This window comes from Streptomyces sp. NPDC001709 (genome assembly GCF_053596375.1).
The window spans coordinates 64,877-85,084 of the sequence record NZ_JBSFGB010000031.1 but is presented as its reverse complement, the minus strand read 5'-3'; the positions used below and the strand labels follow the sequence as shown (position 1 = coordinate 85,084).

19 protein-coding genes are annotated in these 20,208 nt (G+C 70.6%); 13 read left to right on the top strand and 6 right to left on the bottom strand.

Annotated features, from left to right (window positions below; translation table 11 throughout):
- Position 1 precedes the first annotated feature (1 nt).
- The 9 genes from ACWC0C_RS35195 (at position 2) to ACWC0C_RS35155 (ending at position 10,309) form a co-directional block, all read left to right on the top strand.
- On the top strand, positions 2 to 616 hold the full coding sequence (locus tag ACWC0C_RS35195) for a hypothetical protein (protein WP_450868258.1): 615 nt from the start codon (positions 2 to 4) through the stop codon (positions 614 to 616).
- Positions 613 to 1,635, top strand: coding sequence for a hypothetical protein (locus ACWC0C_RS35190; protein ID WP_449199487.1), 1,023 nt, complete (start codon positions 613 to 615; stop codon positions 1,633 to 1,635). The genes ACWC0C_RS35195 and ACWC0C_RS35190 overlap by 4 nt, the downstream gene beginning before the upstream one ends.
- Positions 1,632 to 1,997 carry a DUF4913 domain-containing protein gene (locus tag ACWC0C_RS35185; RefSeq protein ID WP_450868256.1) on the top strand — a complete coding sequence of 122 codons (366 nt, stop codon included), beginning with the start codon at positions 1,632 to 1,634 and terminating at the stop codon, positions 1,995 to 1,997. Before ACWC0C_RS35190 ends, ACWC0C_RS35185 begins: the two co-directional genes overlap by 4 nt.
- A 74-nt stretch (positions 1,998 to 2,071) precedes the next feature.
- Positions 2,072 to 2,734 (top strand): hypothetical protein, encoded by a 663-nt coding sequence (locus tag ACWC0C_RS35180; RefSeq protein WP_450868254.1) that lies wholly within the window; start codon positions 2,072 to 2,074, stop codon positions 2,732 to 2,734.
- Between the two features lie 161 nt (positions 2,735 to 2,895).
- Positions 2,896 to 3,567: a hypothetical protein gene (locus tag ACWC0C_RS35175; RefSeq protein WP_450868252.1), complete on the top strand. Its 672-nt coding sequence runs from the start codon at positions 2,896 to 2,898 to the stop codon at positions 3,565 to 3,567.
- 7 nt (positions 3,568 to 3,574) lie between these two features.
- The gene (locus ACWC0C_RS35170) at positions 3,575 to 5,665 is read left to right on the top strand and encodes a peptidoglycan DD-metalloendopeptidase family protein (RefSeq protein WP_450868250.1); all 2,091 of its coding nucleotides are present in this window, start codon (positions 3,575 to 3,577) and stop codon (positions 5,663 to 5,665) included.
- 65 nt (positions 5,666 to 5,730) lie between these two features.
- Complete coding sequence (locus ACWC0C_RS35165) at positions 5,731 to 7,461, top strand: type IV secretory system conjugative DNA transfer family protein (protein ID WP_450868248.1); 1,731 nt, start codon at positions 5,731 to 5,733, stop codon at positions 7,459 to 7,461.
- 278 nt (positions 7,462 to 7,739) lie between these two features.
- Positions 7,740 to 8,846 carry a sugar ABC transporter substrate-binding protein gene (locus tag ACWC0C_RS35160; protein ID WP_450868246.1) on the top strand — a complete coding sequence of 369 codons (1,107 nt, stop codon included), beginning with the start codon at positions 7,740 to 7,742 and terminating at the stop codon, positions 8,844 to 8,846.
- 416 nt (positions 8,847 to 9,262) lie between these two features.
- On the top strand, positions 9,263 to 10,309 hold the full coding sequence (locus ACWC0C_RS35155; RefSeq protein WP_449199480.1) for a LuxR C-terminal-related transcriptional regulator: 1,047 nt from the start codon (positions 9,263 to 9,265) through the stop codon (positions 10,307 to 10,309).
- On the opposite strand, the gene ACWC0C_RS35150 is transcribed toward ACWC0C_RS35155, so the two are convergent.
- Together ACWC0C_RS35150 and ACWC0C_RS35145 are read right to left on the bottom strand one after the other, a co-directional pair.
- Positions 10,272 to 11,252: a helix-turn-helix transcriptional regulator gene (locus ACWC0C_RS35150; protein ID WP_450868244.1), complete on the bottom strand. Its 981-nt coding sequence runs from the start codon at positions 11,250 to 11,252 to the stop codon at positions 10,272 to 10,274. The genes ACWC0C_RS35155 and ACWC0C_RS35150 overlap by 38 nt on opposite strands.
- Positions 11,253 to 11,354: 102 nt before the next feature.
- Positions 11,355 to 12,392: a helix-turn-helix transcriptional regulator gene (locus ACWC0C_RS35145; RefSeq protein ID WP_449199478.1), complete on the bottom strand. Its 1,038-nt coding sequence runs from the start codon at positions 12,390 to 12,392 to the stop codon at positions 11,355 to 11,357.
- 294 nt (positions 12,393 to 12,686) lie between these two features.
- Between ACWC0C_RS35145 and ACWC0C_RS35140 the strand changes: the two genes are divergently transcribed.
- Positions 12,687 to 13,022 (top strand): hypothetical protein, encoded by a 336-nt coding sequence (locus ACWC0C_RS35140; RefSeq protein ID WP_449199477.1) that lies wholly within the window; start codon positions 12,687 to 12,689, stop codon positions 13,020 to 13,022.
- Between the two features lie 147 nt (positions 13,023 to 13,169).
- Here ACWC0C_RS35140 and ACWC0C_RS35135 read toward each other — a convergent pair whose 3' ends face one another.
- On the bottom strand, positions 13,170 to 13,562 hold the full coding sequence (locus ACWC0C_RS35135) for a pyridoxamine 5'-phosphate oxidase family protein (RefSeq protein WP_449199476.1): 393 nt from the start codon (positions 13,560 to 13,562) through the stop codon (positions 13,170 to 13,172).
- Between the two features lie 127 nt (positions 13,563 to 13,689).
- Here ACWC0C_RS35135 and clpB point away from each other — a divergent pair, with 127 nt between their 5' ends.
- A complete protein-coding gene (gene clpB / locus ACWC0C_RS35130; protein WP_450868298.1) occupies positions 13,690 to 16,287 on the top strand; it encodes an ATP-dependent chaperone ClpB in 2,598 nt (865 codons plus the stop codon).
- Between the two features lie 31 nt (positions 16,288 to 16,318).
- On the opposite strand, the gene ACWC0C_RS35125 is transcribed toward clpB, so the two are convergent.
- Positions 16,319 to 16,474 (bottom strand): hypothetical protein, encoded by a 156-nt coding sequence (locus ACWC0C_RS35125; protein ID WP_449199475.1) that lies wholly within the window; start codon positions 16,472 to 16,474, stop codon positions 16,319 to 16,321.
- A 149-nt stretch (positions 16,475 to 16,623) separates the two neighbouring features.
- Between ACWC0C_RS35125 and ACWC0C_RS35120 the strand changes: the two genes are divergently transcribed.
- A complete protein-coding gene (locus tag ACWC0C_RS35120; RefSeq protein WP_449199474.1) occupies positions 16,624 to 17,172 on the top strand; it encodes a YbjN domain-containing protein in 549 nt (182 codons plus the stop codon).
- 12 nt (positions 17,173 to 17,184) lie between these two features.
- Here the strand turns inward: ACWC0C_RS35120 and ACWC0C_RS35115 are convergent, their stop codons facing one another.
- Positions 17,185 to 18,354 (bottom strand): hypothetical protein, encoded by a 1,170-nt coding sequence (locus tag ACWC0C_RS35115; protein WP_450868242.1) that lies wholly within the window; start codon positions 18,352 to 18,354, stop codon positions 17,185 to 17,187.
- Between the two features lie 151 nt (positions 18,355 to 18,505).
- On the bottom strand, positions 18,506 to 19,699 hold the full coding sequence (locus ACWC0C_RS35110) for a pyridoxal phosphate-dependent aminotransferase (protein ID WP_449199472.1): 1,194 nt from the start codon (positions 19,697 to 19,699) through the stop codon (positions 18,506 to 18,508).
- 118 nt (positions 19,700 to 19,817) lie between these two features.
- Between ACWC0C_RS35110 and ACWC0C_RS35105 the strand changes: the two genes are divergently transcribed.
- The gene (locus ACWC0C_RS35105; RefSeq protein ID WP_450868240.1) at positions 19,818 to 20,153 is read left to right on the top strand and encodes a hypothetical protein; all 336 of its coding nucleotides are present in this window, start codon (positions 19,818 to 19,820) and stop codon (positions 20,151 to 20,153) included.
- Positions 20,154 to 20,208: the final 55 nt, after the last annotated feature.

Here is a 20,208-nt window from a genome sequence, read left to right as displayed (position 1 = left end):
CATGCTGACGGAGACGACGGGACGCACCCCGCAGGATCTCGCCGCCGAGCTGACCGTGCTGCGGGAGGTGGACTGGGCCTCCGTGTGGGCGGGGCCGCCGCAGAGCGAGTACGCGTTGCGGGAGTGGTGCGGACGGTACGGCTGGGAGCCGCTGACGTTCGACCGGCAGCTGGTGGTGCGGGGGCGGAGCGGGGGAGAGCTGACGCTTTCCTCGAACGGGCAGTGGGTTCCCGTGACCGGTGTGCGCTATGACGCCTGGGAGGTGCGGGCCGGCGAGGCGGCCGACAACGGCTCGGTGCTGAGCGGCGCCGACGCGGCGTGGCCCGCCTATCTCGACGCGGCTGTGAGCGCGCTCGGCGCTCCGGTGTGGACGGGGTCCTGGGACGCCGAGGACTTCCCGGAGCCGCCGGCCCCCGCGTTCTGGCGGGACCGGGAGTCCCGGCTGAGCAAGCGCAGCCCGTACCGGCTGGCCTACTGGGCACCCCGGAGCGCGGACGGGGCCGCGTTCATCCTGGACCAGTCGGTGTCGTTCCCGACCTGGACGCAGGACCTGCCGGGCGGGTCGATGATCTGTCTGACGGCCCGCGCGGCCACGGCGGACGGGGGCGCTGGGTGAGCTTCGACTCCCCTCCCAGCGGGGAGGAGATCGCCGAGGCCGTGGCCCGGCAGCATGCCTACCGTCAAGCCGAGCCCCAGTCGCAGGAGGCGGGCGAAGCGGTCGCCCAGCGCATCTACGGGGACTGGCGGGCGGCGCATGCCCAGGGCCGTGACGTGCCGGACCTGATGTCCTACGTGCGGGACGTGGCGGGCACGGAGTCCGTCACCCGCGAGGACCGCGGCGAGGTCCGGGCCTTCTGGTCGTACATGTCCCAGCCCGAGGGGGCGCCCGAGCCGATCGGGCACCGCTACCTGGCGCAGGCGTGCGGCAGCTCTCGTGGCTTGCAGGTGCTGGAGGACACCCCGGCCGGGAGCCGGCTCGACTCGTACCAGCTCTGGAACGACCATGTGAAGGACGCCCTCGTCCGGGACTACGGGCTCGACAAGGAGGCGGTGAACGCCCTCGCCCCCGAGGTCTGGTCCACCGTCTCCCAGCGCTACGCCGAGGCCGCCCAGGGACCGGTCGTCGCCTTCGCCACGGACGTCGCCGCGTTCTCCGTCCTCGGCAAGGACGAACTCCCGCGTCTTCTCGCGCACGAGCAGGTCGGCAAGGACAACATCAAGTTCCCGCTGCCCGCCCCGCGGCATGAGCATCTTCCGCCGGAGATCGACGCGTTGATCGCCGACGACGCGATGCGGGCGCAGGTGCTCATGGAGGACTTCAACCCCGAGAAGTCCCCGAAGGAGTTCGCGGCCAGGCTCGGCGGCGTCGACGTACCGGAAAGGCTGCGCGAAAGCCACCAGGCCGCACTCTCGCGGCTGCAACTGGCCGACTCGTACGAGGAGTTGAACGCCAAGCCGACCGCTCCGCAGCGTGCCGCCGTGAACGAGTTCCTCCCCGGCGTCGACGTCCGCCCCGTCGCCCGCCCCGCCGCCCCCCGCGGCCCCACCGCCGGTCACGGCGTCCTCAACCCGGCCGCGGCCCTCACCCTGCCGCCCCCGATGCCCGAGCAGCAGCCCGCGGGAGTGGAGCGATGACCACAGCCGCCGAACAGGCCGAGGAAGAGCCGCAGTTCTACTTCCCGGACGTCTACGCCTTCGTCTCCGACTACCTCGCCCAGATGATCCGCCGCCGTGTCAACGGCTCCTCGGCCACCTGGTGCCCCACCTGGTGGGAGCACCCCGAGGCCGGTGCCCGGCTGTCCGCGCTCTGGCTCGCCTGGGAGCATCTGCGCCAGGACCCGGCGCTCGGCATGTCCACGTGGTGGCTGCACCACGCGGACCCGCATCTGCGGGTCCTGATGGACCCCGACAACGGCCCGTTCGCGGCGTGTTCGCCGAAGGACGGTCACACGGCCTACCCGTTCGACCCGCTGCCGGTCGCTGCCCGGCCGGAGTGACGGTCTTCGCCCCCCCGCACCGAGCCGCCGTCGGTACAACCCATGACCGGAACCAACGAAAGCAGAACACCCTCATGCGCAACGTCCGACCACTCGCCACGGCCGCACTCGTCCTCGGCCTCGCCTCCACGGCCGTCGCCTGCGGAGGTGACGGCGGCACGGGGCAGGGTGGTGGTGGCAACGCGGCGGCGAGCGGCGCGCCGTTCGGCGGCTCGGCGGACCCCGGGGCGGACGGGAACGGCAAGACCGCGGTGACCGGGCTGGTCAAGGTCGCCGACATGGACGGGGTGGTGAAGCTCGTCAAGTCCGCCACCCAGTGCGACGGCCTCAGCCGCGACAAGGACGACATCTTCGCCGACATCGACGGCGAAAGCGACGGCAGTGGCGAGGAGGCCAAGATCGCAGCCACCGACAAGGCCTTCTCCATCAAGGAGCGCGCGTCCTGCTCTGGCGATCTCTCGAACGAGGAGGAGCACAAGCTGATACTCGTCGACGACATGGCCGCCTTCCAGGCCGCCTACAAGAAGCACCAGCGATCGGATGGCGACACCCACACCCGCTACTACATCGGCCAGAACTTCGCCGTCGAACTCAATGCGCGCAGCGGTGCCCGCGAAGCTCTCGTACGGGCCGGAACGCTGGGTATCAACTGCTCGCCGAATTTCGTCCCGCCGGCCGGCTTCCGTAGCCAGCCCGCCCTGGTCGACGGCTGCGTCCTCACCGACTACGTCGAGTGAGCCACGGGCAGCGCCTCCCCCTTTCCTGACCCTTTCCCGCCCCTTTCCCGGCCCATTCCCGCCGGGAAAGAGGGAGCCTCTGCCGTACCGCCTCCCCCCTACCGTGTCCCGGTCATCCGCCGTAACGCCGGTCGGAATCAGGACAAGGGAGGCGCGGACAGGTGGAGTTGCCTGCGGAGAACAGGCGCACGGCGCTGCTCGCTCTGACGGTGCTCGGCGTCCTGCTGGCCGCCGTGCTCACGGTGTTCACCGTCTTCGACGGGGACGACGAGCCGAGCGGCGGCGGGACGGCGGCTTCGGCCCCCGCTTCCGCTTCCGCGAACCAGGGGCAGGGCGGCACCGCCGGCGCGGACAGCGGCCAGTCGGGTGCCGCCGCGGCCACCCCGATCGTCTCGCAGCCCGAACTGGTCAAGGCACATGCGCTCATGACGCGGTACATGGCCGGCCTGAACACCTACGACCACAGCAGCAGCGCGGGATCCTGGAGTGCGCCGCTGCTTCGACTGACCACTGACGAACCGCAGATGAAGCAGGCGACCGTCCTGCCCAGTGGCAAGGCGTGGGCGACCTGCCAGGCCGGGCGGTGCTCGTCGAAGGGTTCGGCCGAGGTCGTGCGGGACGCGGTGATCTCCGACGACCTGGTGCGCGGCAGCGGCCGGTCGATCTCCAGCCTGGTGAAGGTGACGGCCACCCGTACCGCGGGCGGCAGCACCACCACGGAGTCCAACCGGTGGCTGGTGACCGTCAAGGAAGACGGCGGCCAGTGGCTCGTCTCCGGGTTCAACGTCTTCGGCCTGGGTGACGTGGGCGCCTCCGCCGAGTCGGGGGAGTGAGCCCGCCATGGTGGCACCCGCCGTACTCGCGGCCGCGCGAAAGGCCGCCAAGGTGGCCAAGAACGCCCAGCGAGCCCGGCAGGCCACGTCCTCGGGCGGTGGCCGGGGACAGGGCGACGGCAAGGGGAACAGCAGTCTCAAGCTGTGGCTGATCCTCGGCGGCAGCGGCGGACTGCTGACGTTCGGTGCCATCGCCCTGGTGACCATCATCCTCATGGGCCTGATCGGCGGCACCGGCAACGGCGCCGCCGCCGCAGCCTGCGGTGACTACGGCGACAACGCCAACGCCGGCAACACCGGCGACGCTGCCGCCACCAACCCGATCATGCCGGCCGGCAAGATGTACATGCCGAGCGAGACGGCCCGTAACGAGGTCCCGCCGAAGATGATCCTGGCGTCCATGCGTGCCGCCGCCCGCTACGACGGCCTCGACTGGACGCTCATCGCCGGTCAGATGTACCAGGAGACCAAGTACGGCCAGGACCCCTCGGCCGCACCGGGCGGCGCCAACTCGCTCGGTTACATGGGCATCCTGCAGTTCGGCCACCCCGCCTGGAGCGAGTACGGCGCCGACGGCAACGGCGACGGCAAGAAGGACCTGTACAACATCGACGACGCCGCCTGGGCCGCCGCGAACTACCTGCACGCCCTGCACGCCGAGACCCAGCCGTGGAAGGCGCTCCTCGGCTACTCGGGCTCGACCGCCTCCAACACCATCTACCCGCGGGTCGTCCTGACCCAGGCCGCCCGCTACCGCGGGGTGCTCACCGGCGACAAGGACCTCATCCAGCGCTGGTACGCGCACCTGAAGGACACGATCGACAAGAACCCGTCCTTCCCCACCCTCGGACAGCACTCCGACATCCCCGAGCCGGTCGACAACGACGCCCAGCCGGGCACGGCGCTGAACATCAAGGCCTCCTCCCCGCGTTCCTGGTCGACCCCGGCCCTGCCCGACGGCGGCGACAAGACCGACAAGACCGACAAGATTCAGTCCGCCCTGGCCCCGGCCGCGTACGCCATGCCCCTCGCCAAGCCCGTCACCGGCGGCAAGGACTGGCAGTGGCCGATGAAGCAGGGCACGTACACGCTCGGCACCCCGTACCACCAGAACGGCAACATGTGGAGTCTCGGCTACCACACCGGCCAGGACCTGGTGGCCGCCGCCGGCACCCCGATCTACGCCCCGGCCGACGGCAAGGTGGTGCACGCGGGCCCCGGCGGCTCCTACGGCAACATGACCGAGCTCGAGCACGCCGACGGCGTCATCACGCTCTACGCCCACCAGACCACGATCAAGGTGTCCATGGGCCAGGCCGTCAAGCGCGGTGACCTGATCGGCACGGTCGGCGCCACCGGCAATGTCACCGGCCCGCACCTGCACTGGGAGGTCCTTGTCCCCGGCGTCGACAACCCGTTCGTCGCCGGCCAGGACCAGGGGCCGGGCATGGTCGACCCGGTGGAGTGGATGAAGGGCCGGGTCACCGCCAACCCGGACTACGGCACCGTCCCCGGCTCCGGCTCCGGCCCCGGCGGCAAGAGCCGCGACGGCCGGTATGCCGACTGCGCCTCGGGCGGCAAGGGCGCGAACGTCCCCCCGGACGGCGCCGGTGCCTCCGGTGTCATCCCCGACTCCGACGACCCGGTCGTGCGGGCCGTCCTCGGCTGGGCCCAGCGCGGCATCGGCGTGCCGTACGTGTACGGCGCCCCGCGTCTGCAGGGCCAGAACCCGACCAGCTTCGACTGCTCCAGCTTCACCGAGTGGGCGTACTACATGGCCAGCGCCGGGAAGATCGACATCGGTTCGACCACCTACGACCAGCAGCCGTACCTCAGCAAGTACGAGGTGCCGCTCTCGCAGGCCCAGCCCGGTGACGTGATCTTCTTCCGGCCCGAGGGCAACGGCCGTTCGGGGCACGTCGGTCTGGTCTGGGACCCCAAGGGCCACAAGATCATCCACGCTCCGCGGCCGGGCAAGTCGGTCGAGTTCAGCACCTGGGACGTCCAGGACAAGATCACCGGCGTGTACCGGGTGCCGATCCCGAAGGGCACCGACCCGGTGGAGAGCAACGGCAACGGAAACGAAAAGGGAGCGTAGGCGTCCGGCCGGCCGGACCTCTTCGTCCTCGCCCCGCACCTCGCCCCGCAGAAAGGATCCCGCGGGTGACCGCAGAACAGCAGAAGAAGCCGCGCGCCCAGGACGACTGGACGACGGAGATCGTCGTCCTGATCGCGCTCGTGCTGCTGGGCGTCGGCGGCGCCTGGCTGGCCGCGAAGGTGGGGGCCGGGTTCACTCACGCCCCCGAGCCGCCGTCCAACCCGCTGTCCTTCCTCGTGGCCATGGTCAAGGGCGACTACAGCTGGCCGGGTTCGGCCGCCAGCGCGGTAGCCGCCGGTGAGGCCCTGCTCCTCGGGATCGCGGGCCTGGCCGTGTACCGCGTACGGCAGCGGATGCGGAACAAGCCCGACGTCGACGGCGCCGCCCAGCATCTCGCCAAGGGCGAGGAACTGGGCAAGCTGACGCTGAAGGGCGCGGCGGCCACCGCCGAGCGGCTCGGTGTGCAGGGGAAGATCCCGGGCGTGTTCATCGGGCGTTCCGTCAAGGGCCGCCAGCCGCTGTTCGGTTCGTACGAGGACATGCACGTCGACATCTGGGGGCCGCGCACCGGCAAGACCACCCGGCGGGCGATCCCGGCGATCCTGGACGGACCGGGTGCCGTCCTCGTCACCTCCAACAAACGGGACATCGTGGACGCCACGCGCGGCCCGCGCGCCGCCCGCGGCCCGGTGTGGGTCTTCGACCCGCAGCAGGTCGCTGCGGAGGCGCCGAGCTGGTGGTGGAACCCGCTGTCGTACGTCACCGACGTCGCCAAGGCCCGCAAGATGGCCGACCACTTCGCGTCCGGTTCACGGGACGCGAACGCCTCCACCGACGCCTTCTTCGACCCGGCCGGCCAGGACCTGCTGGCCAACCTGCTGCTCGCCGCCGCCTGCGCCAAGGCGCCCGTCACCCAGATCTACACCTGGCTGTCCAACCCCAAGGACGACACCCCGGAGCGGATTCTGCGCGGCGCCGGGCACACCATGGCCGCCGACGGGCTCAGCGGTGTCATCACCGCGCCCGACAAGCAGCGCAGCGGCATCTACGGCGTGGCCCAGCAGATGGCGTCCTGCCTGATCAACCCCGAGGTCAACCGCTGGGTGACCCCGCCCGACGACCCGCGCGCGCCCGAGTTCGACCCACACGCCTTCGTCCGCACCGGCGGCACGCTGTACTCGCTGTCCCGCGAGGGGCGCGACAGCGCGGGCCCGCTGGTGACCGCGCTCACCGTGGCGGTGGTCGAGGCCGCCGAGGAGTACGCCACCACCCAGCGCGGCGGCCGTCTCCCGCTGCCCCTGATCGGCGTCCTGGACGAGGCCGCCAACGTCTGCCGCTGGCGTGCCCTGCCCGATCTGTACTCGCACTACGGCTCGCGCGGCATCATCCTGATGACGATCCTGCAGTCCTGGGCGCAGGGCATCGAGGTGTGGGGCGAGCGCGGCATGGAGAAGCTGTGGTCCGCGGCGAACGTCCGCGTCTACGGCGGCGGCGTCTCCGACACCCGGTTCCTGGGGGACCTCAGCGAGCTGGCGGGCGAGTTCGAGCTGCGCGAGTACCAGACCAGCCGTGAGTCGGAGTCCTACGGCTGGTCCGGCAACCGTACGGTCAGCGAGTCCGTCCGCCGCGAACGCGTCCTGCAGGTCTCCGACCTCGGCGCCATGCCCCCCGGCCGCGCCCTGGTCCTCGCCTCCGGCACCAAGCCGGTCCTGGTCGAGACGATCCCGTGGTGGGAGGGGCCCTACGCGTCCGAGGTCCAGGCGTCGCTGCGGAAGTACGACCCGGGGGCGCGGTGACACCGGTCGTGCCCGCTCGGGTGGAGTGACCGGCTCCGCGTGACCGGGATTGTTCGGTCGAGTGTGCGATAAGCGCACGTCGGTGAAGGGTCCGTAAAGGGCGTTTGGCTGTGGATTCACGTGATTTTCCCGGGCCTTCACCGACTACGCGGAGGGTGATGTTGCCATCTCGTTAAGTAGTTCGCCTTGACGCCGGGTACGGCATCCGCGTTGTCTTTTCAGACACCTGGGTCGTATAGCAGCCCTACGTCCGGAACGCACCTGAAGTGAGCCCTCGAATGCGTCGTATCGCCATATCCGTGGCCGCGTCCACGATGACCCTCTCGCTCGCCGGTTGTGGCGTGCTGGACGCGACGGGGGACAGTGCGAGCGCGAGCCCGAGCAAGGGCAACGACATCACGGTGGGCCTGCTGCTGCCGGAGAAGGCGAACACCCGTTACGACAAGTTCGACTACCCCATCATCCGGGACAAGGTCTCCCAACTCACCGGCAAGCACGGCAAGGTCGAATACTCCAACGCCGACGCGGACGCCGGCCGGCAGGCCTCGCAGATGCAGAAGATGATCGACGAGAAGATCGACATCATCATGGTTGACGCGGTCGACTCGCACGCCATCGCCTCCGAGGTGAAGAAGGCCAAGGACGCGGGCATTCCGGTCATCGCCTACGACCGTCTCGCCGAGGGCCCGATCGACGCCTACGTCTCCTTCGACAACGAGCTCGTCGGCGAGGTGCAGGGCCGCACCCTGCTGGAGGCCCTCGGGTCGAGCGCCGACACCTCCAGCAAGGTCGTCATGGTCAACGGCTCGCCCACCGACCCGAACGCCAAGCAGTTCAAGGAGGGCGCGCTCTCCGAGCTGAACGGCAAGGTGACGATCGCGGCGACGTACGACACCACGGACTGGAAGCCGGAGCTCGCCGAGACGGAGATGGCCAGGGCCATCAGCGCGATCGGCAAGAACAACATCGCCGGCGTCTACGCCGCCAACGACGGCATGGCCGGCGGCGTCATCAAGGCCCTGAAGGCCGCCGGCGTCACGAGCCTGCCCCCGGTCACCGGCCAGGACGCGGAGCTCGACGCGGTCCAGCGGATCATCGCCGGTGAGCAGTACATGAGCGTCTACAAGGCCTACCCGGACGAGGCCGAGGCCGCCGCGCAGATGGCCGTCGCCAAGGTCCAGGGCAAGGACATCCAGTTCGACGCGCTCACCCAGGACAAGGTCGACAGCCCGACCGAGAAGAGCATCCCGGCCAAGCTGATCCAGCCGGTCGCCCTGACCAAGGGCAACATCAGGTCCACGGTCGTCGCGGACGGCATCTACACGGTGGCCGACATCTGCACGACCAAGTACAAGGCGTCCTGCGCGGCGCTCGGCCTGAAGTAGGGAAAGTTCCTCCGCGCCCCTAAGAGCAGCACCCTCAGGGGCGCGAGGAACTGCGCGAACAACCACAACGGCGCCGCACCCGAACGACCACCCATCGCGACCCCACCCCAGCGGAGCGCTAACGTTTCGCGTCACCCCCGTGGACGCGAAGCGCGACCCCGGCCGAGCGGGGGGAGCCGAGCCGGGGCCGCTCCGAGTGTCCCGGGACACCCGGGGGAAGCGGGATCAACGATGCCGTGACGCCGTCCGCCCCACCACCATCAGCTTGTTGCAATGCGAGGGGCGGAGCGTGGCTGATACCCGGACATAATCGCGTTTTACGGCGGCCCCGTCGGGGGGAGCCGTGTTGCGGACCCGGTCGGCGCCGCGCATAGTTGCGCTGCGGAAGTGGCAGCACACCGGGGGTGAAATGGGCAATGGCCGGGCGCGGGGCGGAGGATCATCCACATGGCGCCGACCGTCTGTGCGCGGCCGGGGATCGCGTGTATTCCCGGGCGGTACGCCGGGGTCGGGTGCCGCGCACTGATGCCGAGCCGGTGCCCTGTCTGCTGGAACTGGCCCTGCTGCACCCGGACCCGGACGACATGGACTGGCTGGTGCCGACCTCCCCGCAGGAGGTCATGAGCCGGCTGCTGCGCGGGGTCTACGACGAGGTCAGCGAGAGCCAGCGGCGGGTGGGCTCGGCGGTGGCCGCCTTCGAGTGGTACGCCGGGCTCGGCCGTCAGCTGGGCGCTCTGGCCGCACCGGCCGAGGGCAGCGCGATCCGGGTGCTGGACGGGCTCTCCCGGATCCAGGCCGCGATGGACGAGGCGACCGAGGCGTGCACCACCGAGGTGCTCACCGTGCAGCCCGGCGGCATCCGGCGGGAGGCCGAGCTGACCGAGGGGCTGCACCGGGCGCTGGCCCTGCGCGGCCGGGGCGTGCGCATGCGCGACCTGTACACGCATGTGGCCCGGCACGGGCAGGGGCTGCTCAACTACCTGGAACTGATGGGCGACACGGTCGAGGCCCGCACCTTGGACGAGGTGATCGACCGCCTGATCCTCTTCGACCGCACGGTGGCCTTCATCCCCGCCAACGCCGACCGCACGATGGCCCTGGAACTGCGCCACCCGGCCCTGGTCGAATACCTGGTGACGGTCTTCGAGCGGCTCTGGCGCCTCGCCATCCCGCTGACGGCCCCCCTGCCCGACACCGGCATCGAGGGCATCTCGCACCGCGAGCAGTCCATCGCCGCGCTGCTCGCCGAGGGGCACCAGGACGCGGTGATCGCCGAGCGGCTCGGCATCAGCGTGCGCACCTGCCGCGCCCACATCGCCCGGCTGTCGGAGACCCTCGGCGCGGCCAGCCGTACCCAGCTGGGCGTCCGGATCGCCCAGGTCGGCTTGGACGGCCACCGCGGCGCCGCGCTGCCGGCTGGCGCGCTCACGGTTCCTGATCAAGAATCCCCGCGCGTGCGATGAGATAGCCCAGCTGGGCGCGGCTGTCGCTGCCGAGGGTGGCGGCGAGCTTGGCGATGTGCAGGCGGGCGGTGCGGATGTTCATGCCGAGGCGGTCGGCGATGACGGCATCGGTGTGGCCCTCCACGAGGAGGGCGGCGATGTCGCGCTGGCGCGGGGTGACACCGCCCAGCGACGGCCGCCGGACCGCCTGCGGATACATCGGGGTGGCCAGGCGCCAGAGCCGGTCGAAGGTGGTGACGATGAACCGCAGCAGGGCCGGCTGGCGCACCTCCAGGGCGAGCCGTCCGTCGTCGCCGGCCGGGACGAAGGCCACAGAACCGTCGACGACGATGCACCGGTCCGGCAGTTCGTCGAGCGTGCGTGCCTCCGCGTCGCCGCGCAGGTGCTCATAGCGGGCCATGACGAGCGGCACATGGCGCTGGGTGTGCTGGTAGAGGGTGCGGATACGGCCGCCGCGATCGAGCAGGGCCTGGTCGCGGTCCAAGGCGACCGCCTGGGCGGCCATCCCGCGCTCGGTGTGGTGGTGGTCGTTGGGCTGGATGCAGAGCACCTCGCGGGAGGCCTCGGACATGGCCTCGCTGATGGCCCCGTTGATCCGTTCCGTGCCGCTGAGGACGCACAGGGTGGGGGTTGCGGCACCGTCGTCACGCGGGCTCTCCATCCGCAGCAGCGGCCCGAACCGCTCCACCAGCCGGTCCTCGCGCCGCCGTTCCTCCGCGACGCGCGCCGCGGAGGCGCGCAGCAGCCGGTGCAGGGCCGCGGCGGGCGGCACCGGTTCGAGCCGGCCGAGGTCGTCCACGGCGGGGTGGAGCAGCCCGAAGTCGGTCAGACAGGGCACGTCGACGGCGTCGGCGGCGGGTATCCGCCCCTCCCTCAGTGCCCGCTCGTACACCTCCTGGCCGACGGCACACAACTCCTCGACCCCGTGGTCCCGATGCGTCACGGGCTCACCTCCCCCTGGCGCCCCAGCATGCCGGACTGCCCGATGCGCGGTCCTAAGGCCGGCAGCGGCGCGGTCACCGGGACGCCCTTCCCCGTGCGCGGCTCACTCGCGGCCGCCGGGGTCCGGCCGCGGTGCGTCCTTGTCCAGGATTCCCGACTGGGCGATGAGGTAGCCGAGCTGGGCCCGGCTGCCGCTGCCCAGGGCCGTGGCGAGCTTGGCGATGTGGGCGCGGCACGTGCGGACGTTCATACCCAGGCGGCGGGCGATCGCCTCGTCGACGTGGCCCTCCACGAGGAGCTTGGCGATGGAGTGCTGGATGTCGGTGATGCCGTCCGGGGCGGTTTCGTAGGGGGCGCCGGCGCTGAGCGGTACCGCGCGGTCCCACATGAACTCGAAGATCTTGACCAGGTACCGGACGAGTCCGGGGTGGCGCAGTTCCAGGGCCACCTGCCGGTCGTCGCGTATGGGGATGAAGGCCACGGTCTCGTCGCAGATGATGAGGCGCTCCACCAGCTCGTCGATGGTGCGGTACTCCGCCTTCCCGTCGGCGAACTGGTTCACATAGGCGAGCCTCTCGGGGCTGTACCTGGCGGTGTGCTGATAGAGGGTCCGGATCCGTACCCCCCGCTCGATCAGCGGTTTGTCGCGTTCCAGCCCCTCGATGAGCCGGCGCTCCGGGTGGCGGGCGCTCGGCTGGACCGTGAGCATCTCGTTGCGGCACTGTGAGATCGCCAGGTCGAGCGCCGTGTTGATGCGGTCGAGCCCTTCCAGCACGGCGATCGAGTGCGTGGAGGCCGTTCCCTGGGTGCTGAGGGCCATGAACGGCTCGAACGCGTCGGCCAGTTCGATCGACAGTCGCCTGCGCTCGGTGATTTCGCGTTCAATAGGGTTGAGCCGCTGGGCCAGGGCGACCGACGGAGGAACCGGGCGCAGCCAGTTCGCGTCGTCGGGATCGGGATGGAGTAGGGCGAACTCCATGAGGCAGGGCGCGGGTTCCACGTCCGCGCGGGCGATACGTCCTGTGCGCAGCGCGTTTGCGTACAGTCGCCCTCCTTCCTCGCACAGCTCGGTCACCGCGTGGGGATGTGTCGGTTTGGTCCGATTCGCTGTCAAATCTCCACCCCCCAGGGTCCTGAACATGCAGGAACATGATGCACTGATTGTGTGGCCATGACGTGCCCGAATGAGCCATCGTCTTATTCGACGGGGGAAGAGGGGACCTTCAAGTGAGGACGAAGCCGACTATGCGTAAGAGAATGCTTCGCTCGGTGCTTGTCGCCGCCTTCTCCGCCGTGGTGGCCTTCGGAACTCTGAGTGGCCTATCCGGTACGAAAGGCGACGTCCGGGCGGACAGTGTCTGGTCGTTGACGGCCGCCGGTGCGACCGGCGGTACGGGGACTCCCGTCAGCGCGGACGACAGTGTGTGGAGCTGACGTGACTACTCCACCCGACGATCGCTCCTTCCGCCGCGAAATGGCCACCGCCTACCGCTCCGGCTGGCACTTCATCGACCTGGTCACCGCCATCCCCCACAGCGGTGACTCGCTGATGGTGACCGTGTTCGGGGAGCCGGTCGTCGTGACGCGGGACGACGAAGAGGATGTGCGGGCGTACCGGTGCCTGCGTAAGCCGCGTGGCGCGCCCCAGCCGGTGCGGTGTGCCATCCGATACGGAATGATCTTTGTGAACCTCGACCAGCGGGACCACCGGCTTGCCGAGCCGGCGGGCCAGGACGTGAGGACCATCTCGGCCACCCCCCGCAGTGCCTGACGCGATTCCCCCGTCGTAAAAGATCGCTCAGGTGCTTCCCCCCGCAGCGGCGTCACCGTGACCTGAACACGGTGACGCCGCTGCAGTTTGTGGGGACATTTCGGGGTATGGGTGTGCTTCCACCGTGGCCGAAAGTTTTCGGCCTGCTCAGCCGTTCCCCAGTGCCCGTTCCACCGCTATCTCGATCACCACGCGCGCCGGATTCGGCCCGGGTGTCCGCTCGTAGCGCTCGGCATAGCGCCGTACCGCCTCCGCGACCCGTTCAGGTTCCGTCCGTACCCTGGCGCGCCCTTCCAGTGTGGCCCAGCGCCGGCCGTCCACCTGGCACACCGCCACCCGGGCGCCCTCGGCTCCGGCCGCGCGCACATGCCGCACCTTCGCGCTGGTCCCGTTGGTGATCACCCTGGCCAGCCCGGCCTCCGCGTCGTACGTCACCCCTACGGGCACCACGTGCGGGCTGCCGTCGGGCCGGAGCGTCGTCAGGGTGCACAGGTGCCGTTCTCGCCAGAACTCCAGGTACTGCTCAGAGTGGTTCGCCATGCCCCGCAACCTAGCCCGCGCAAGGCTTCCGGCCTACCTTGAGCGGAATAGACTCAACTTTGTGTACGCTGGTTAAGTCAGCAGTGGAGAGATCGCCGAAGAGATCGTCGTGGAGGAGAGCGGACACGTGGACGCGGAGCTGACCAACAGGAGCCGGGCTGCGATCAACGCGGCCAGTAACCGGGCCGTGACCGAGGGGCACCCGGATCTCACGCCTGTTCACCTGCTGCTGGCGCTGCTTGAGGGCCAGGACAACGAGAATGTCACCGACCTGCTCGCCGCCGTCGAGGCGGACCAGGCCGCCGTACGCGCCGGTGCGGAGAAGCTGCTGGCCGGGCTGCCCAGCGTGACCGGATCCACCGTCGCGCCGCCGCAGCCCAACCGGGAAGTGCTGGCCGTGATCGCCGACGCCGGCGAGCGTGCGAAGGACCTCGGTGACGAGTACCTGTCGACCGAGCACCTGCTCATCGGCATCGCCGCCAAGGGCGGGGCCGCCGGCGAGCTGCTCGCCCGGCAGGGCGCGGACGCCAGGAAGTTGCAGAAGGCCTTCGAGAAGGCCAGGGGAGGACGCCGCGTGACCACCGCCGATCCCGAGGGCCAGTACAAGGCCCTGGAGAAGTTCGGCACCGACTTCACCGCCGCCGCCCGCGAGGGCCGGCTGGATCCGGTCATCGGGCGGGACCAGGAGATCCGCCGGGTCGTGCAGGTGCTGAGCCGTCGTACGAAGAACAACCCCGTGCTCATCGGCGAGCCCGGCGTCGGCAAGACCGCCGTGGTGGAAGGGCTCGCACAGCGGATCGTCAAGGGGGACGTGCCCGAGTCGCTGAAGGACAAGCGGCTGGTCGCGCTCGACCTCGGTGCCATGGTCGCCGGTGCCAAGTACCGCGGTGAGTTCGAGGAGCGGCTGAAGGCCGTCCTCGCCGAGATCAAGGACTCCGACGGGCAGATCATCACCTTCATCGACGAGCTGCACACCGTCGTCGGCGCCGGGGCCGGCGGCGACTCCGCCATGGACGCGGGCAACATGCTCAAGCCCATGCTCGCCCGCGGTGAGCTGCGCATGGTCGGCGCCACCACCCTGGACGAGTACCGGGAGCGGATCGAGAAGGACCCGGCGCTGGAGCGGCGCTTCCAGCAGGTGCTGGTCGCCGAGCCGAGCGTCGAGGACACCATCGCGATCCTGCGCGGTCTCAAGGGCCGGTACGAGGCCCACCACAAGGTGCAGATCGCGGACAGCGCGCTGGTGGCGGCGGCCACCCTCTCCGACCGCTACATCACCTCACGCTTCCTCCCCGACAAGGCCATCGACCTCGTCGACGAGGCCGCCTCCCGGCTCCGTATGGAGATCGACTCGTCGCCCGTCGAGATCGACGAACTCCAGCGCGCCGTCGACCGGTTGAAGATGGAGGAGCTGGCGATCGGCAAGGAGACCGACCCGGCCTCCGTCGCCCGCCTGGACAAGCTGCGCCGCGACCTCGCCGACAAGGAGGAGGAGTTGCGCGGCCTCACCGCCCGCTGGGAGAAGGAGAAGCAGTCCCTCAACCGGGTCGGTGAGCTGAAGGAGCGCCTGGACGACCTGCGCGGCCAGGCCGAACGCGCCCAACGCGACGGCGACTTCGACACCGCGGCCAAGCTGCTGTACGGCGAGATCCCGCAGCTGGAGAAGGAGCTGGAGGCCGCCTCCGAGGCCGAGGAGGAGGTCGCCAGGGACACGATGGTCAAGGACGAGGTCGGCTCCGACGACATCGCCGACGTCGTCGCCGCCTGGACCGGCATCCCGGCCGGCCGCCTGCTGGAGGGCGAGACGCAGAAACTGCTGCGCATGGAGGAGGAGCTGGGCAAGCGGCTCATCGGCCAGACCGAGGCCGTACGGGCGGTCAGCGACGCCGTGCGGCGCTCCCGCGCGGGCATCGCCGACCCCGACCGGCCCACCGGTTCCTTCCTCTTCCTCGGCCCGACGGGCGTCGGCAAGACCGAACTCGCCAAGGCGCTCGCCGACTTCCTCTTCGACGACGAGCGGGCCATGGTCCGCATCGACATGTCGGAGTACGGCGAGAAGCACAGCGTGGCCCGGCTGGTCGGCGCGCCTCCCGGGTACGTCGGCTACGAGGAGGGCGGCCAGCTGACGGAGGCGGTCCGCCGCCGCCCGTACTCCGTCGTCCTCCTGGACGAGGTGGAGAAGGCCCACCCCGAGGTCTTCGACATCCTGCTCCAGGTGCTGGACGACGGCCGTCTGACGGACGGTCAGGGCCGCACGGTCGACTTCCGCAACGCGATCCTCGTCCTCACCTCCAACCTGGGCAGCCAGTTCCTGATCGACCCCCTGACCTCCGAGGCCGAGAAGAAGGAACAGGTCCTGGAGGCGGTCCGCGTCTCCTTCAAGCCGGAGTTCCTCAACCGCCTCGACGACCTGGTGGTCTTCTCGGCACTGACCAAGTCCGAGCTGGAACGGATCGCACAGCTCCAGATCGACCGCCTGGGCAGGCGCCTGGCCGAACGCCGGCTCACCCTGGACGTCACGCCCGACGCGCTGGCCTGGCTCGCGGAGGAGGGCCTGGACCCGGCCTACGGCGCCCGCCCGCTGCGCCGCCTCGTGCAGACCGCCATCGGCGACCGCCTCGCCAAGGAGATCCTCTCCGGCGAGATCAAGGACGGCGACACGGTCCGCGTGGACCGCTTCGGCGAGGGCCTGCTGGTGGGGCCGGCGACGGGCAAGACGCTGTAGGCGGACGTGCGGTCCGCCCGGCCGGGCGCACTCACCGGTCGGGCGGACCGCAGCTCTCCATCCAGCAGTCGAAGGGCATGTCCCGGGAGAGAAACAGGGCCACCTCCACGACGAACCACACGGAGAACACCAGACAGGCCCCCCACAGTCCCCACAGCAGCCATCGCAGTTCCCTTCTCATGCGCATGAAGGGATCATGGCGCCGGTTGGTCATGACACCGTCACCCCCGTGTGACCGGATGGAGTCAGGCCGAAGGGCTGACCGGCCCTCGGGGCTTGCACCCCCCCTCCCCGCATGAGGGAGGATGGCGGAATCCGCATGAAGGGAAAATCACGGTGAGCATCGACCCGTCCTCGATTCCGAACTTCGGGGGCCAGCCCGATCCGCAGCCCCAGGGACCGGCCGGCCCCGTCCTCCCGGATCAGGACCTCGTGAAGCAGCTCCTCGACCAGATGGAGCTCAAGTACGTCGTCGACGAGGAAGGCGACCTCGCGGCGCCGTGGGAGCAGTTCCGCACCTACTTCATGTTCCGCGGGGAGGACGAGCAGGCCGTCTTCTCGGTGCGGACCTTCTACGACCGCCCCCACAAGATCGACGAGAAGCCGCAGCTGCTGGAGTCCGTCGACGACTGGAACCGCCGCACCCTGTGGCCCAAGGTGTACACCCACACCCACGACGACGGCACCGTCCGGCTGATCGGCGAGGCCCAGATGCTGATCGGCACGGGCGTCGACATCAACCACTTCGTCTCCTCGACCGTCAGCTGGGTACGGGCGGCGATCGAGTTCGACCGGTGGCTCGTCGAGCAGCTCGGCCTGGAGGAGGAGGTCAACGAGGCGGACAAGCCCGAGAACCCCGAGGACTCCGAGGGCGACGCCGAATAGGCCCAGAGCGGCCTACAGCGGTGCCTGCGCGTACACCACCAGGTACGCGCCGTAGAGATAGCTGAGCCCGGCCAGGGTCGTGACCAGTACGGTCGCGTGCCAGGGCCGGGTTTTCGCCGTCCGGACCAGCCCCCGGGCGAGCGGCAGCAGCAGCGGGAACGCAGGCAGCAGGAACCGCGGCTTGGACTCGAAGAAACCCGACCCGCCGAGCGCGATCAGCAGCAGCGCCCCGCTGTGCACGAGCAGCGGCAGCGGAGCGCGGTCCAGCAACAGCAGCGCGTACAGCACCGTGCCCGCCGCGACCAGCGCCAGCGCCATCGGGAAGACGAACCGGCTGCCGTGCAGCAGCATCGCGCGCAGGAACTGCGCCGAGCCCCGCCCGAAGTCGAACGTCGACCCCCACAGCCGCTGCACCTCGAAGTAGCCGCCCAGCAGGTCCCCCTTGCGCCGGCCCACCCACAGCACATACGCCGTCCAGCCCAGCGGGGCGAGCGTCACGCCCGTCCACAGCCTGTGGGAAACCCTTCCGCGCCGCCGCCACACCTCGGCCCCGCCCGCGGCCAGCACCGCCGCGGCGACCGCGAACCCGTTCGGCCGGGCCAGCCCCGCCAGCGCCGCGAGGGAGCCCGCCCACAGCCAGTTCCCGGCCAGCACCGCATACAGCGACCAGGCCGCGAACGCGGCCAGCACTGGCTCGGTGTACGCCATCGACAGCACCACCGAGTGCGGCAGCAGCCCCCACAGCAGCACCAGCGCGATACCGGTGGCCCGCCCGTGCAGCCAGGAGCCGACCGCGTGGATCCCGGCGGCGGCCGCGGCGGCCGCGGCCCACGAGATCAGCAGCCCGGCCGCGCCCCCGCCGAGCGGGGTCAGCGCGGTCACCGCCCGCACCAGCGCCGGGTACAGCGGGAAGAACGCGAGGTCGCTGTGCGGGCCGGGGTCGTTCGAGGGCAGGTCGTGGCCGTAGCCGTGCGCGGCGATGCCCAGGTACCAGACCGAGTCCCAGGACCGGCCGAGCAACGTCAGCGGGTGTTTCCCGGCGACATGCGCGGCAAGCGCGAGCACGGCCACCCCGCTGAGCCGGACGCCGAGGAACAGGCCTACGGCGACCCCACTCGCTCGCTGCTGCGCCGGCTTCGGCGTGGCCAGGGGCTGGGCTAGGACGGTGCTGACGTGGGTCACATCTGAGCACCATGCGTGACGGTGTGGTTCGGCCGCACGGTGAAGCGCCGTTGTGGTGTCTGCCGTCACCCGTCTGCGGGTGCGTTGTGGCTGGTCGCGCCCGCGCGGCGGAGCCGCATGTCAGACGCGGCCCCGCGCCCGTTCGGGGCGCCTACAGCGCCCGGAGCCGTTCAGCGGCCTCCCTCAGCACTTCCTCCCGCTTGCAGAAGGCGAACCGCACGAACGGCGCCCCCGCCTCCCGGTCGTCGTAGAAGACGGCGTTGGGGATGGCCACCACGCCCGCCCGCTCCGGCAGGGCGCGGCAGAAGGCGAAGCCGTCCTTCTCGCCGAGGGGGCGGATGTCGGTGGTGATGAAGTAGGTGCCGGCCGGGACGAAGACCTGGAAGCCCGCTTCCGTCAGTCCCTTCGCGAGGATGTCCCGGCGGGCCAGCATCGACCGGCGGAACTCCTCGAAGTAGGAGTCGGGCAGGGCGAGCGCCTCCGCGACCGCGTACTGGAAGGGGCCCGAGGAGACGTACGTCAGGAACTGCTTCACCGAGCGGACCGCGGTGACCAGCTCGGGCGCGGCCGTGACCCAGCCGACCTTCCAGCCGGTGAAGGAGAACGTCTTGCCGGCCGAGCCGATCGTCACCGTGCGCTCGCGCATCCCGGGGAAGGAGGCGAGCGGGAGGTGCTCGGCCTCGTCGAAGACCAGGTGCTCGTAGACCTCGTCCGTGATCACCAGCAGGTCCCGCTCGACCGCCAGCTCGGCGATCGCGGCCAGTTCCGCGCGCGTGAGGACCGTGCCGGTCGGATTGTGCGGGGTGTTGATCAGCAGCAGCCGGGTGCGGTCGGTGACGGCGGCGCGCAGCTCGTCCAGGTCGAGGCGGAAACCCGCCCCCTCGTCGGCGTGTGGCCGCAGGGTCACCGGTACGCGCGTGCCGCCCGCCAGCGCGATGCTCGCCGCGTAGGAGTCGTAGTACGGCTCCAGGGCCACGACCTCGTCACCGGGCTCCACCAGCGCCAGCAGCGCGGCCGCGATCGCCTCCGTCGCGCCCGCCGTGACCAGCACCTCGGTGTCGGGGTCGTACGACAGCCCGTAGCGGCGCAGCTGGTGCGCGGCGATCGCGGTGCGCAGTTCCGGGATGCCCGGCCCCGGCGGGTACTGGTTGCCGCGGCCCTCGCGCAGCGCCCGCACCGCCGCCTCCCGGACCTCCTCGGGCCCGTCGGTGTCGGGGAAGCCCTGGCCGAGGTTGATCGACCCGGTCGCCACGGCGAGCGCGGACATCTCGGCGAAGATCGTCGTTCCGAACGCGGCGAGCCGGCGGTTGAGGTGAGGGCGTGCGCTGGAGGTCATGCCGGTCATCCTGCTCCCAAGCTCTGGAGTTCCTCAACTCTGCTTTGAGCCCTGAGACGGCCGGGCATCTGCCGGTCACCGCGGTCCACGGGGGCCGCTTTCGGGGGAACGGAAGGAGGGTGACGCCATGGTTACCGGCATCATCCTGGCTTTGATCGTGGTGCTGTTCGTGATCGGGGTGAGGATCCCCGCGTGGAACCGGCGCCGGGCGAGGGTGTCGCTCGCCAAGGGCGGCCGGTCCCGTTCGTACCGCGCGTCGTCTTCTTCGTCGTCTTCGTCCTCTTCGTCGTACGACGGCGGCGGCAGCTGGTGGGCCGGCACGGCCGATTCCGGTTCGTCGGGCGGCCACCACGGCGGCCACCACGGTGGTCACTCCTGCGGGGGCCACTCCTCCTGCGGCGGTTCGTCCTGCGGAGGAGGTTCGTCGTGCGGCGGCGGGGGCGGATGCGGGGGAGGCAGCTGACACGGGGCAGCTGAGCTTTCGGGGGAACCGCATCCGGGCCGCACACGGGCGCCCG

Excerpts from the sequence above, each read along its gene's own strand:
- ACWC0C_RS35160 (WP_450868246.1), top strand. The coding sequence starts at position 7,740 with ATGCGTCGTATCGCCATATCCGTGGCCGCGTCCACGATGACCCTCTCG.
- ACWC0C_RS35105 (WP_450868240.1), top strand. The coding sequence starts at position 19,818 with ATGGTTACCGGCATCATCCTGGCTTTGATCGTGGTGCTGTTCGTGATC.
- ACWC0C_RS35195 (WP_450868258.1), top strand. The coding sequence starts at position 2 with ATGCTGACGGAGACGACGGGACGCACCCCGCAGGATCTCGCCGCCGAG.
- ACWC0C_RS35185 (WP_450868256.1), top strand. The coding sequence starts at position 1,632 with ATGACCACAGCCGCCGAACAGGCCGAGGAAGAGCCGCAGTTCTACTTC.
- ACWC0C_RS35125 (WP_449199475.1), bottom strand. The coding sequence starts at position 16,474 with ATGCGCATGAGAAGGGAACTGCGATGGCTGCTGTGGGGACTGTGGGGG.
- ACWC0C_RS35180 (WP_450868254.1), top strand. The coding sequence starts at position 2,072 with ATGCGCAACGTCCGACCACTCGCCACGGCCGCACTCGTCCTCGGCCTC.
- ACWC0C_RS35170 (WP_450868250.1), top strand. The coding sequence starts at position 3,575 with ATGGTGGCACCCGCCGTACTCGCGGCCGCGCGAAAGGCCGCCAAGGTG.
- ACWC0C_RS35110 (WP_449199472.1), bottom strand. The coding sequence starts at position 19,699 with ATGACCGGCATGACCTCCAGCGCACGCCCTCACCTCAACCGCCGGCTC.
- ACWC0C_RS35155 (WP_449199480.1), top strand. The coding sequence starts at position 9,263 with ATGGCCGGGCGCGGGGCGGAGGATCATCCACATGGCGCCGACCGTCTG.
- ACWC0C_RS35145 (WP_449199478.1), bottom strand. The coding sequence starts at position 12,392 with ATGTTCAGGACCCTGGGGGGTGGAGATTTGACAGCGAATCGGACCAAA.
- ACWC0C_RS35135 (WP_449199476.1), bottom strand. The coding sequence starts at position 13,562 with ATGGCGAACCACTCTGAGCAGTACCTGGAGTTCTGGCGAGAACGGCAC.